Annotated in this window: 12 protein-coding genes; 5 read left to right on the top strand and 7 right to left on the bottom strand. The window is 34.2% G+C overall.

What is annotated here, in order from left to right; translation table 11 throughout:
* Positions 1–88: 88 nt before the first annotated feature.
* Positions 89–1,366 (top strand): asparagine synthetase B, encoded by a 1,278-nt coding sequence (locus AAEO58_RS10500; protein WP_341683351.1) that lies wholly within the window; start codon positions 89–91, stop codon positions 1,364–1,366.
* Here the strand turns inward: AAEO58_RS10500 and AAEO58_RS10495 are convergent.
* A complete protein-coding gene (locus AAEO58_RS10495) occupies positions 1,363–1,827 on the bottom strand; it encodes a DUF1569 domain-containing protein (protein ID WP_341683350.1) in 465 nt (154 codons plus the stop codon). The genes AAEO58_RS10500 and AAEO58_RS10495 overlap by 4 nt on opposite strands.
* Positions 1,828–1,912: 85 nt before the next feature.
* On the bottom strand, positions 1,913–4,531 hold the full coding sequence (gene cphA / locus AAEO58_RS10490; protein WP_341683349.1) for a cyanophycin synthetase: 2,619 nt from the start codon (positions 4,529–4,531) through the stop codon (positions 1,913–1,915).
* A gap of 236 nt (positions 4,532–4,767) precedes the next feature.
* Between cphA and AAEO58_RS10485 the strand changes: the two genes are divergently transcribed.
* Positions 4,768–5,640 carry a cyanophycinase gene (locus AAEO58_RS10485; protein WP_264368429.1) on the top strand — a complete coding sequence of 291 codons (873 nt, stop codon included), beginning with the start codon at positions 4,768–4,770 and terminating at the stop codon, positions 5,638–5,640.
* A gap of 87 nt (positions 5,641–5,727) precedes the next feature.
* Positions 5,728–6,573, top strand: coding sequence for an isoaspartyl peptidase/L-asparaginase (locus tag AAEO58_RS10480; protein ID WP_341683348.1), 846 nt, complete (start codon positions 5,728–5,730; stop codon positions 6,571–6,573).
* 211 nt (positions 6,574–6,784) lie between these two features.
* On the opposite strand, the gene rlmF is transcribed toward AAEO58_RS10480, so the two are convergent.
* Entirely contained in the window at positions 6,785–7,690 is a 906-nt protein-coding gene (rlmF, locus tag AAEO58_RS10475; protein WP_341683347.1) for a 23S rRNA (adenine(1618)-N(6))-methyltransferase RlmF, read from the bottom strand.
* A gap of 130 nt (positions 7,691–7,820) precedes the next feature.
* Here rlmF and AAEO58_RS10470 point away from each other — a divergent pair, with 130 nt between their 5' ends.
* Both AAEO58_RS10470 and AAEO58_RS10465 read left to right on the top strand, forming a co-directional pair.
* Entirely contained in the window at positions 7,821–8,396 is a 576-nt protein-coding gene (locus AAEO58_RS10470; protein ID WP_341683346.1) for a hypothetical protein, read from the top strand.
* Between the two features lie 95 nt (positions 8,397–8,491).
* A complete protein-coding gene (locus AAEO58_RS10465) occupies positions 8,492–8,749 on the top strand; it encodes a hypothetical protein (protein ID WP_341683345.1) in 258 nt (85 codons plus the stop codon).
* Between the two features lie 106 nt (positions 8,750–8,855).
* On the opposite strand, the gene rplT is transcribed toward AAEO58_RS10465, so the two are convergent.
* The 4 genes from rplT to thrS form a co-directional block, all read right to left on the bottom strand.
* Positions 8,856–9,200, bottom strand: a complete 345-nt coding sequence (gene rplT, locus AAEO58_RS10460; protein WP_133610711.1) for a 50S ribosomal protein L20 — start codon at positions 9,198–9,200, stop codon at positions 8,856–8,858.
* A 126-nt stretch (positions 9,201–9,326) separates the two neighbouring features.
* On the bottom strand, positions 9,327–9,524 hold the full coding sequence (gene rpmI / locus AAEO58_RS10455; protein WP_153200121.1) for a 50S ribosomal protein L35: 198 nt from the start codon (positions 9,522–9,524) through the stop codon (positions 9,327–9,329).
* 64 nt (positions 9,525–9,588) lie between these two features.
* A complete protein-coding gene (infC, locus tag AAEO58_RS10450; RefSeq protein WP_290822267.1) occupies positions 9,589–10,140 on the bottom strand; it encodes a translation initiation factor IF-3 in 552 nt (183 codons plus the stop codon).
* A gap of 28 nt (positions 10,141–10,168) precedes the next feature.
* The gene (thrS, locus tag AAEO58_RS10445) at positions 10,169–12,109 is read right to left on the bottom strand and encodes a threonine--tRNA ligase (protein ID WP_341683344.1); all 1,941 of its coding nucleotides are present in this window, start codon (positions 12,107–12,109) and stop codon (positions 10,169–10,171) included.
* Between the last annotated feature and the right edge of the window lie 273 nt (positions 12,110–12,382).

Genomic DNA, 12,382 nt, shown 5'->3' with positions numbered 1-12,382 from the left:
GGTATTTTTACGGGGGTGCGACTTTAACATTTCTGTAAATGATTTTTGTTAGAAATGTTATAAATTAGTCCAATTATAATAGCAAACCATGAAATCTAAAGCGATTAGCTTATATATTATATTCTTTTTCCTTTGCTCTTTTTCAAGCAGAGCGGCTTTTGTATTGTTGCCAATGGAAGCTGAAGGACAACAAAATCACTTAAAAGCATACGGAATTACCTATTGGGCTTTAGATAAAAGTTACAAAGTTAGTTGGTTGTTAAATTATAGAGGAGGTTCTTTTCTATTACCTGATGCTCCAGAAATTAGAAAAGAATGTCAAATTCGAGGCGTAACTTTTGAAGTATTATCTGATGCGGCAACTAATACTATTTTAGAAGAAATTAGTTCGCCATCACAAAATATGGAAACGGTTGTATTAGAAAAAGCGCCAAAAATTGCGGTTTATACTCCAAAAGGTAAGCAACCATGGGATGATGCGGTAACTATGGTTTTAACGTATGCCGAAATTCCGTTTACCGAAGTTTATGATGAAGAAGTTTTGTCTGACCAACTATTGTTATACGATTGGTTGCATTTACATCACGAAGATTTTACAGGTCAATACGGGAAGTTTTTTGGAAATTACAGAAGCACACCTTGGTACATCCAACAAAAAGCAGAAGCAGAAGCTTTAGCAAAGAAATTAGGATACAATAAAGTTTCGGAAGAGAAATTAGCGGTAGCTAAAAAAATCAGAGATTTTGTTATTGGTGGTGGATTCATGTTTGCCATGTGTTCAGCTACTGATAGTTTTGATATTGCACTTTCGGCAGAAGGTGTTGATATTTGCGAACCTATGTTTGATGGAGATGATTCGGAAGCTAATTATCAAACTCGAATTGATTATACTAGTACTTTTGCTTTTAAAGATTATAAGTTAGAACGTAATCCAATGGTATATGAATTTTCGGATATTGATACCACTGAAGAACACGGAAAAGGTGCTTTTTCTATGGATAAAGACTATTTTACTTTGATGGAATATTCGGCAAAATGGGATCCAATTCCTACAATGTTGTGTCAAAATCACACACAATTAGTAAAAGGTTTCATGGGGCAAACTACAGCCTTTGATGCCATTAAAGTTAAGTCGAATGTATTAATCATGGGCGAATGTAAAATCAACGGTGAAGCACGTTACATTCATGGAACTAAAGGTAAAGGAATGTTTACATTTTACGGAGGTCACGACCCAGAAGATTACCAACATAGAGTAGGAGACGCGCCAACAGTTTTAGATTTACATCCAAATTCACCAGGTTATCGTTTGATTTTAAATAATGTGTTGTTTCCAGCTGCTAGAAAGAAAAAGTTGAAAACTTAATTTGATTTCAAAATATCATTAACAATCATCAAATGATGCTTAGTGTGAAGTACTAAAAAATTCTCTGTTTCTTTCTTGTTTAAAACTCCAAAAAATGGATGTGGAAAATTAGCATTCTTGTCTAAACTTTCCCAATTCTTTAAATTTTCTTTCACTTTTTCTAAACTCAAAGTCAACGATTCAGTAGAAATATCGCCTTCTGGTCGTACAATTTTTGGAGCTTTTGCTTTTCCTCTTGGGATTTTTTTAGCAACTGTTAAAATTAAAAAGCGTTTAAAATTGAAATGCCATTGATAATCTGAAGGATTCGAATTTTTACAAGCTGTAATAATTTGGTCAATCGTTTTCAAACTATGTTCTATATGCCAACCTACACTTCCGCCAGAAACCGCAAGATTTGTAGTTTCAAATTGTGAAATTTTAGATTCTAACTGGCTAATTAAGTTTTGTAAGTTTTGCATGTTGTAGTTTTTATTGACATAAAAGTATAAAAAATCCCAAAGACCTTTGCGGAATTTGGGATTTATATTTAAGAATTAACTTTTACTAAGCTTCTTCGTTTTCTTTGTCTAAATAGTCTTGAACAACTTCAATAGCATTTGTAATAACATCACTTAAAGCGGTTATAAAGCTTCCGTCTTCAGCACTATTAATAGCGTGTTTTAAAGCTTCAACTTCTTTTGTGATGATTTCATGCGTAACGGTTTTGCCACTTGCAGCAATTCCTTCCATAATAAGATTATTTATTTCTTCTTCTGTTCTTCCTCGCAAGTGTTTTTCTTGGCGAATGATAATATGATCAAACATTCGAGCGGCAATAGTAGCACATTCTTTAATATCTTCGTCTCTTCGGTCGCCAACACCAGCGATAATTCCAATTTTTTTAGTAGCTTCTACAGAAGATAAATATTCTTCCACACCGCGATAACCAGCAGGATTGTGAGCAAAATCAATCAATACTTTGAATTTTTTGAACTCGAAAATATTCATTCTTCCAGGAGTTTGAGCTGCACTTGGAATAAATGTTTGTAATGATAAGCTAATGTCTTCGGTTTTGAATCCTTGCAAATACGCTGCTAAAGAGGCTGCTAAAACATTTGCAATCATGAATTTTGCTTTTCCACCTAACGTCAACGGAACGTGAGTAGCTCTTTCTACTCTAATTTTCCATTCGCCTTTTTTGATGGTGATGAAACCGTTTTCATAAACCGCAACAATTTTACCTTCTTTTGCTAATTGTTTAGCAACAGCCGAATTTTCATCCATACTAAAATAAGCAATATTGCAACTTAAATCTTTTGCAATTTTCATGCAATATTCGTCTTCAGCATTTAAAATAGCCCAGCCATCTTTCTTGATACTTTTAACTACAGTAGCTTTTACTCTTGCCAAATCGTCTAAGGTATCAATATCATTCAATCCTAAATGATCTTCTTGAATGTTGGTTACAATTCCAATATCACAACGGCTAAATCCTAAACCTGCTCTCAAAATTCCACCGCGAGCAGTTTCTAAAACAGCAAATTCCACCGTTGGGTCTTTCAAAATATATTCTGCCGAAATTGGTCCAGTGGTATCTCCTTTTTCCATCATGTGATTTTGCACATAAATTCCGTCAGAAGTAGTAAAACCAACTTTGAATCCGTTATTTTTTACAATATGAGCAATTAATCGAGTTGTCGTAGTTTTTCCATTGGTTCCAGTTACGGCAATAATTGGAATACGACTTGGTTTTCCTGGTGGATACAACATATCAATTACAGGAGCAGCCACATTTCTTGGTAAACCTTCTGAAGGGGCTAAGTGCATTCTAAATCCTGGCGCTGCATTTACTTCTAAAATACAACCACCGTTTTCTTTCAATGGTTGTGTTAAGTTTTCTGCCATAATATCAACACCGCAAACATCTAATCCAATTACACGTGAAATTCGCTCACAAAGGAAAATATTTTCTGGATGCATCATATCGGTTACATCGACTGAAGTTCCACCAGTACTCAAGTTTGCAGTTGATTTTAAATAAACCACTTCGTCTTTTCTAGGAACGGTTTCTAATGTATAGCCTAATTTTTCTAATAAATCGGTTGTGTCTCTATCAACGTCAATTTGGGTTAGTACATTTTCGTGTCCGTAACCACGTCTTGGATCTTTATTCGTTTCTTCAATTAATTGTTGAATCGTATGTGTTCCATCTCCTTTAACGTGAGCTGGTTCTCTTTTGGCAGCAGCTACCAATTTATTATCAATAATCAACACTCGGAAATCGTAACCGGTAATGAATTTTTCTACGATAACTCTTCGGCTGTAATTTTTCGCGTAAGCTAATCCAGCAACAGCATCTTCCCATTTTTTCACATTGATAGAAGCTCCTTTTCCATGATTTCCATCTAAAGGTTTGATTACAATTGGGTAACCAATTTTCTTGATTACATTTTCTAAATCTTCTTCATCAACACAAATACCACCACTTGCCACAGGAATCGAAGCTAACTCTAACATTCGCTTAGTTTCTTCCTTATTACAAGCAATATCTACAGCAATGTTACTCGTTTTACAAGTAATAGTAGCCTGAAAACGCATTTGATTTACACCGTAACCTAATTGTACGAGTGAATTGGTGCCTAAACGAATCCAAGGAATATCTCTTGCAACCGCTTCCTCTACAATACTCCCAGTTGAAGGACCAAGGCGAACACGCTCTCTAATTTCTCGCATTTTCTGAATATCCGCTTCCACATCATATTCAGTTCCTGCAATAAGAGATTCGGCAATAGCAACTGCACTTTCAGCTGCAAATAAACCTACGTTTTCTTCTGTATAGCTAAAAACCACATTATAAACACCAGGTGTTTTGGTTTCTCTAGTTCTTCCAAAACCTGTTTCCATTCCGGCTAAGGTTTGGATTTCTAAGGCAATATGTTCAATTACATGTCCCATCCAAGTGCCTCTTTCAACACGTGAAAAGAAACCACCTCTACAACCTTCCGAACAACGATGTTCTATCATAGTTGGGAACATAGCTTCGATTCGCTCTCTAAATCCTTCGATTTTATTGGTAGGAAATTGTTCCATTTCTTCCAAATCTAATCGCATTTGAATTAATTTTTTTCGTTGAACGCTCCAAATGTTCGGACCTCTAAGGGCTTGTATTTTTAATATTTTCATAAAAATTGAAAGTTGTATTTTAAATGGATAATGATTTTGTTAAAAATAGAAAAATAATATTATAGTGCGATACTTTTTGAATAAAATTATCAAATTTTAGCTTTTGTTGTACTTCGTTTTTGATTTGGTAAGAATTTACGGGTAATCTTTTAGTTTTCTTGAAAAATCAGTAAAAAGTTTCATTTCTTTATCTCAATTTGATTTGTGTAGTATTAAGAAATAGTTATTTTTACGGCATGGAAATACAAGGAAAATTAATAATCATTGGTGGTGCTGTAGATAAAGGAAGTTTTACAGAAACCAATTTGGATAAAGATGCTTCAAAGAATTTGAATTTTTTCGAAACAGGAATCTTAAAACGAATCATTAAAGAATCAAAAAATAAAGAGGAATCTCGAATTGAAGTTATTACAACAGCTTCAAAAATCCCGAGAGAAATTGGCCCAGAATATGTAAAAGCCTTCAGTTATTTAGGCGCTCACAATGTAGATGTTTTATACATTGAGAAAAGAGAACAAGCTAACGACCCTGAAATCTTAGAAAGATTAAAAGCCGCTGATGTGGTAATGTTTACAGGTGGCGATCAATTGCGTTTGACTTCTATTTTAGGAGGAACGCCTTTTGATGATTTGCTAATTTCGAAATATAGAAACGAAGAGTTTATTTACGCTGGAACTTCAGCTGGTGCTGCGGCTGCTTCAAATAATATGATTTACCAAGGAAGTAGTTCGGAAGCTTTGCTTAAAGGTGAAGTGAAAATTACTTCTGGATTAGGATTAATTGATGATGTAGTTATCGATACGCATTTCGTACAGAGAGGAAGAATAGGTCGCTTGTTTCAAGCAGTTGTTGGAAATCCAAAAGTATTAGGAATTGGTTTAGGAGAAGACACAGGATTATTAATTACCAATGGTCGCCAAATGGAAGCCATCGGTTCTGGATTAGTAATTTTAGTGGATGGAAGAGAAGTAAAAGACACCAATTTAACTCAGGTTGAATTAGGTCAGCCAATCTCAATCAATCATTTGGTGACACACGTAATGAGTCAATACGATAAGTTCGATTTGAATACACACAAAATGAGTATTCATTCTTCGCAATATGTTTAAATTTTAAAATATTTTTGGAACACAGATTATAGAAATGATAATAATTTAAAAATTTCTTTAATCTGTGTTCCTTTTTAATTTACTATTATGTCAAAAATTATAATTCACGGCGGATTTTTCTCAGAATCATCAACCAATATAGAAACAAAAATAGCCAAACAACAAGCACTTTTACGCATTGTGAAAGATTCGTATGCGTATTTGCAAAATCATTCGGCATTAGAAACGGTGGTGTTTGCAGTTTCTCAATTGGAAGACGATGAATTATTCAATGCTGGAATTGGTTCGCAAATTCAATCCGATGGAAAAATCAGAATGAGTGCTTCTTTAATGGATGGCGAATCGCAGAAAATGAGTGGAGTTATCAATATTGAAGAAGTAAAAAATCCAATTCAAGTAGCGCAAGTGTTGATGCAAGTCGATGACCGAATCTTGGGTGGAAGCGGTGCTACAAATTTTGCTAGAAAACACGGATTTGAACCTTTTTCAACTGAAATTCCACAACGTAGAGCAGAATATGAAGCCAAATTAGCATCATTAGGAACAGGAACCGTAGGTTGTGTAGCTTTAGACAAAAACGGAAAAATTGCAGTAGCGACTTCAACAGGTGGAAAAGGATTTGAAATTCCAGGGAGAATCTCAGATTCGGCAACCGTAGCTGGGAATTATGCAAACGAATTTTGCGGAGTTAGTTTAACAGGAGTAGGCGAGGACATTGTAAGTAACGCCACAGCAGCAAAAATTGTAACCCGCGTTACCGATGGATTTTCAATAGAAAAAGCATTCGAAAAAACCTTTTCCGAATTAAAACCTTACGATGGTTTCGCAGGTGCCATCGGAATCGATAAACAAGGAAATATCTTTCATCAAGATTCACATCCAAGTATGGTTTTTGCCAGTTTTGATGGTGAAAATGAGGAAGTTTTTGAGTAATAACATTCTTTACAATACATAAACACAAAACCCGAAAGCAACACTTTCGGGTTTTGTGTTTCTTTTCTCTTTCTTCTTTTCTCTTTTTTCTCCTCCTTAAACGTCAAAAAAACGTAATTCCACTTCCGTCACTTCGAGTGTTTTGTATTTGTAAATCCCAAGATTTACAAGTGCAAAATGTATCGAGAACTATAGAAACGATTTAAAACCTTTACTCCTTAAAAGTCCAAAACAAAATTCGACTCACTTTATTACCATGTTTCATTTCTGTAATTTGGTACGTAGCTTTTACTTTTTTAAGATGCGAAAGCAACGGTTTTAGATTATCTTTTTTCGAAACTAGCGATGAAAACCATTTGCATTGCGATTTAAAATGCACACTTTCATAAATCATATTGCTGATGAACGTTAGTTCGCCACCTTCGCACCATAACTCGTTATTTACACCACCAAAGTTTAGGGTTGGTTTTTTGGAATCTTCAATGCCTAAGTTTTTATTTTTACGAATCGTGCCTTTATTGGCTTCTTCCTTTGAACTATGAAAAGGCGGATTACAAATCGTCATGTCGAATTTATCTTCTGGAAGAATGATATTCTTAAAGATATTACGTTTGGATGTTTGCAATCGAAGTGTAACATTTTCTTTTAATTTCTGATTGGAGTTGATGTTTTCTTGAGCCGCTTCAAAAGCTTGTTTGTCAATTTCGCTACCCACAAAGCGCCAATCGTATTCCGACACACCAATTATTGGATAAATGCAATTCGCACCAATTCCGACATCTAAAATGCGAATTTTATGCTTGGTTTGAATCGTTCCGTAAGTATCTTCTAAAATATCGGCTACTTGATGAATATACTCTGCTCGTCCTGGAATAGGCGGACAAAGAAAACCTTTTGGAATATCCCAATTTTTCAAACCATAATAATGCAACAGCAACGCTTTATTCAACATTTTCACCGCATCTGGATTCGCAAAATCAATCGTTTCAGTTCCATATTCATTTACCGCAACAAAGGACGCTAAATTTGGATTGGATTGTACTAAAGTTTTGAAATCGTATTTGCCGTGATGCTTGTTTTTCGGATGAAAGCCGGTTATGGTTTTGGTTGTATTCAAGGTATTGTTTTTAAAGTGTAAAGGTATTGAATTCTTTAGTAAGGCTATTATGGAATAATTATAATTAATAATAAAAGTTGTTTATATTTGATTTTATAAACAAGTTAGAGGTAATTTTAATCAAAAAAAAATGTTTAAATTAATATCAATTATTACAACAATACTTTTTATAATATTTTCATTGTTTTCTTGTAATAATTTAGAAAGAAAAGAAAGAAATACAATTGATAATTTAGAATCGCTTTCAAATTTTGTAATTAACTCTAAAACAATATGTGATACGATTTTAAATCTTAAAAGTAAAGAAAGTAAACTTTTGATTTGTACTCAAGAAATAGGGAAATCTGGCAGAATTATTGAATTAACAGAATCTTGTATTCCTTTTCGAATCAAAAATGATTTTATTTATAAAAAAATTAATGGTTTAGATGTAATTTTTTATGATTTCGAAAAACCATTAGGTAAGAAAAAAAATCAAAATGAAATAGAATCATTAATCAAAAAAAATATAATTAAAATTGAACCAAATAATAATCGGATTTGTTGCAAAATGCCATATTATATTTTTTCCACTTGTAATAAAAGTAACAAACTGAATTGTTATGATTTTGAAACTAAAGTAAAAATAGAAAAAGAATATTTTAAAAGTCGAAAAGTTGGAGGTTCAATAAGTACATATAATTTACTGTGTGCGCATTGTGAATAAAAATCCCGATAGCGCGGAATTACATTCCGTGCCCAAAATCAAAATCAAATTTCAATCAAAAACTATTTTGTTCGCAAAATAAAAAAACAGTACAAATGATTACGATTCAGAAATTAAAAGTTTACGAAAAATATTCTGGTGATGAAGATCAATTAGTAAGAATAGCTTTAGAAACTGAACGAGAACTATTTGATAAGAATTCAGATTGGTTTGAAATAATGAACTTTAAACAGGACATATTTATAATTACTCAAAATTTAGCTTCTGACGAATACAGAAAGTCTTCAATTGAAAGAATGAAAAATTTGTGTGATAATGACTCTTTTGAAATATTGACAAAATCTATTTTATAATAAACATATCTTGATAGCGCAGAATTGCATTCCGTGCCTAAAAATAAAAAACCCCGATTTTCATCGGGGTTTAATATATAAGTAAGATAAACTGAGTTAGACGTAATTATTTAATTTTGTTAACGATAGCTGTGAAAGCAGCTGGGTGATTCATAGCTAAATCAGCAAGAACTTTACGGTTCAATTCGATATTGTTAGCTTTTGCTTTCCCCATAAATTGAGAATAACTCATGCCATGTAAACGTGCACCAGCATTGATACGCGTAATCCATAAAGCACGGAAATTTCTTTTGTTTTGTTTTCTATCACGGTAAGCATAGCACATTGCTTTTTCTACCGCGTTTTTAGCTACAGTCCAAACGTTTTTACGTCTTCCAAAGAAACCTTTGGCTTGTTTTAATACTCTTTTTTTTCTAGCTTTTGTAGCTACTGAATTTGTTGCTCTTGGCATAATTTTAAATGTTTTTTGCAGTAAGGCGGTTTCTCAACACTTTTAAACTTCGTACTTTGTATTTCATACTTCGTACTTCGTTCAGCCCACTCCAGGGTTACTAAATTGTTTTAACCAAACAACGAATTAAATAATATTCAATTGTTGTTTAATGCTTCTCTCGTCTGTTTTGTGAACCAAAGCAGAGTGAGTTAAAGCTAATTTACGCTTTTTAGATTTTTTAGTCAAAATGTGACTTTTAAAAGCGTGTTTTCTTTTGATCTTTCCAGAACCAGTAACTTTGAATCGTTTCTTAGCACTAGATTTCGTTTTCATTTTAGGCATTTTCTTCCTGTATTTATAATCTATCTTACTTATTATTTTTCAAAAGAGTTTGCTGGGCAATCTCTTATTTTCCTTTTTTCTTCGGAGCAATGTACATAATCATACGTTTTCCTTCTAAAACTGGCATCGCTTCTACTTTTCCAAACTCTTCCAATTCTTGAGCCAAACGTAATAACAAAATTTGTCCTTGCTCTTTGTAGATAATCGAACGTCCTTTAAAGAATACAAATGCTTTTAATTTAGCACCATCTTGTAAAAATTTAAGGGCATTCTTTTTCTTAAATTCATAATCATGCTCATCGGTTTGAGGTCCAAAACGAATCTCCTTTACAACGATTTGAGTTGATTTAGCTTTAAGTTCTTTATCTCTCTTCTTTTGTTGGTACAAAAATTTACCATAATCCATCAACTTACAAACCGGTGGTTCAGCATTTGGAGAAATTTCTACCAAATCTACTTCCTGCTCTTCAGCAAAACGAAGGGCTTCCGCTATTTTGTATACTCCAGGCTCAATATTTTCGCCTACTAAACGTACTTCAGGAACACGAATCAAATTGTTGATACGGTGTGCTGCTTTTTTCTCTTCGCGAGGTTGAAAACCTCTGTTGTTTCTAATTGCTATGGCTGTAAAATTTTAGTTAAACTTAAAATTGTTTTAATGTTTTGTTTATTTCTTCGTTTATCATTGCAGCAAATTGCTCAATAGTAACCGATATATTTCCTTTTCCTTCTTGTCCGCGTTGTCTCACAGAAATCGTTCCGTTTTTCTCTTCTTCCTCGCCAACAATCAGCATAAACGGATATTTGTTCATCTCCGCTTCTCTAATTTTCTTCCCGATTGTTTCATTTCGGTTGTCAATTAGGGCGCGAATTTCGTGATTTTCTAGCAAATCTAAAACTTTTTTCGCATAATTTTCATATTTCTCACTCAAAGACAAGATTATAGCCTGCTCTGGCATCAACCAAATTGGGAAATTTCCAGCGGTGTGTTCCAATAAAATTGCGATAAAACGTTCCATCGAACCAAAAGGCGCTCGGTGAATCATAACAGGGCGATGCAACTTGTCATCAGCACCTTTATATGACAATTCAAAACGTTCTGGTAAGTTGTAATCTACCTGAATGGTTCCTAATTGCCAACTTCTGCCTAAAGCATCCTTTACCATGAAATCCAATTTCGGACCATAGAAAGCTGCTTCACCAGCTTCAATCACATAATTCAATCCTTTATCTTTCGCTGCACTGATAATTGCATTTTCTGCTTTTTCCCAGTTTTCAACGCTACCTATATATTTATCTGGATTACTTAAATCACGAACCGAAACCTGAGCTGTAAAGTTTTCAAATCCTAACGAACCAAAAACGTACAATACCAAGTCGATTACATTTTTGAACTCAGCATCTAATTGGTCTGGTGTACAGAAAATATGCGCATCATCTTGAGTAAATCCTCTAACACGAGTCAATCCATGTAATTCACCCGATTGCTCATAACGATAAACCGTTCCAAATTCAGCATAACGCTTCGGTAAATCTTTGTACGACCAAGGTCTTGCATTATAAATTTCACAGTGGTGTGGACAGTTCATTGGTTTTAACAAGAACTCTTCACCTTCAGCTGGTGTGTGAATCGGTTGAAAACTATCTGCACCATATTTAGCATAGTGTCCAGAAGTCACATACAAGTCTTTCATTCCAATATGAGGCGTAACTACTTGCTCGTAACCTGCTTTTTTCTGTGCTTTTTTCAAGAATTGCTCTAATCTATCGCGCAAAGCAGCTCCTTTTGGCAACCATAACGGTAAACCTTGACCAACTTTTGGAGAAAAATGGAATAAATCCAACTCTTTTCCTAATTTTCTATGATCGCGACGCTTTGCTTCTTCTAATAATTCAAGATAATCCGTTAAGTCTTTTTGTTTTGGGAACGAAATTCCGTAAACACGAGTTAACTGTTTGTTTTTTTCATCACCTCTCCAGTAAGCACCCGCAACCGATAAAATTTTCATCGCTTTGATAATTCCCGTATTCGGAATATGACCACCACGACACAAATCAAAGAAATTCGAATGATCGCAAAATGTAATTGTTCCGTCTTCTAAATTCGAAATCAATTCTGTTTTGTACTCGTTATTTTTATAAACCTCCAATGCTTCCGCTTTTGTAACCGGACGCATTTTAAATTCATGTTTCTCTCTCGAAATTTCTAATACACGGTCTTCAATCTTTTTGAAATCGGCATCCGTAATTCTTTTATCACCAAAATCCACATCATAATAGAAACCATTGTCAATCGCAGGACCAAGTGTTAATTTGATACCAGGAAACATTTCTTCCAATGTTTGCGCCATCACGTGCGAAGTCGAATGCCAAAAAGCTTTCTTACCTTCTTTGTCATTCCAAGTATATAATATAAGTGTACCGTCCGTCGTTAAGGTCGTCGTCGTTTCAATAGTGGTACCATTATAAGAAGCAGAAATTACATTTCTAGCCAAACCTTCACTAATGCTTTTCGCAACATCCATTGGAGTAACTCCTTGAGCCATCTCCTTAACCGACCCGTCGGGTAAAGTAACTTTTATCATTTTTTAAAATTTATAAGCTGCAAATATAAACCTTTAATAAAATCCATACAATATATATAAGGTATAATGTTAAAAAAGATTTGAAGCAGCCGTTTGGCATTCCATAAAGACTCTCATTCCCGCTGTCCGCTACAATCTTTTTTTGCTTTGTCAAATTGAGCGAAGTCAATAAAGCAATAAAAGGATTTCCACTCCCATCGGGGCTAGCCAAGGCGTATAGTGTTCGAGATAACTATTCCATTGGCTCGCAACGCGAGCACTAATCCCTCGCAA

Origin of the sequence: Flavobacterium helocola (assembly GCF_038289885.1) — a bacterium.
In the GTDB taxonomy this organism is placed as follows: domain Bacteria; phylum Bacteroidota; class Bacteroidia; order Flavobacteriales; family Flavobacteriaceae; genus Flavobacterium; species Flavobacterium cheniae.
This window is presented reverse-complemented; position numbering and strand designations above follow the sequence as displayed.

Excerpts from the sequence above, each read along its gene's own strand:
- AAEO58_RS10500 (WP_341683351.1), top strand. The coding sequence starts at position 89 with ATGAAATCTAAAGCGATTAGCTTATATATTATATTCTTTTTCCTTTGC.
- AAEO58_RS10495 (WP_341683350.1), bottom strand. The coding sequence starts at position 1,827 with ATGCAAAACTTACAAAACTTAATTAGCCAGTTAGAATCTAAAATTTCA.
- cphA (WP_341683349.1), bottom strand. The coding sequence starts at position 4,531 with ATGAAAATATTAAAAATACAAGCCCTTAGAGGTCCGAACATTTGGAGC.
- AAEO58_RS10485 (WP_264368429.1), top strand. The coding sequence starts at position 4,768 with ATGGAAATACAAGGAAAATTAATAATCATTGGTGGTGCTGTAGATAAA.
- AAEO58_RS10480 (WP_341683348.1), top strand. The coding sequence starts at position 5,728 with ATGTCAAAAATTATAATTCACGGCGGATTTTTCTCAGAATCATCAACC.
- AAEO58_RS10470 (WP_341683346.1), top strand. The coding sequence starts at position 7,821 with ATGTTTAAATTAATATCAATTATTACAACAATACTTTTTATAATATTT.
- AAEO58_RS10465 (WP_341683345.1), top strand. The coding sequence starts at position 8,492 with ATGATTACGATTCAGAAATTAAAAGTTTACGAAAAATATTCTGGTGAT.
- rplT (WP_133610711.1), bottom strand. The coding sequence starts at position 9,200 with ATGCCAAGAGCAACAAATTCAGTAGCTACAAAAGCTAGAAAAAAAAGA.
- rpmI (WP_153200121.1), bottom strand. The coding sequence starts at position 9,524 with ATGCCTAAAATGAAAACGAAATCTAGTGCTAAGAAACGATTCAAAGTT.
- thrS (WP_341683344.1), bottom strand. The coding sequence starts at position 12,109 with ATGATAAAAGTTACTTTACCCGACGGGTCGGTTAAGGAGATGGCTCAA.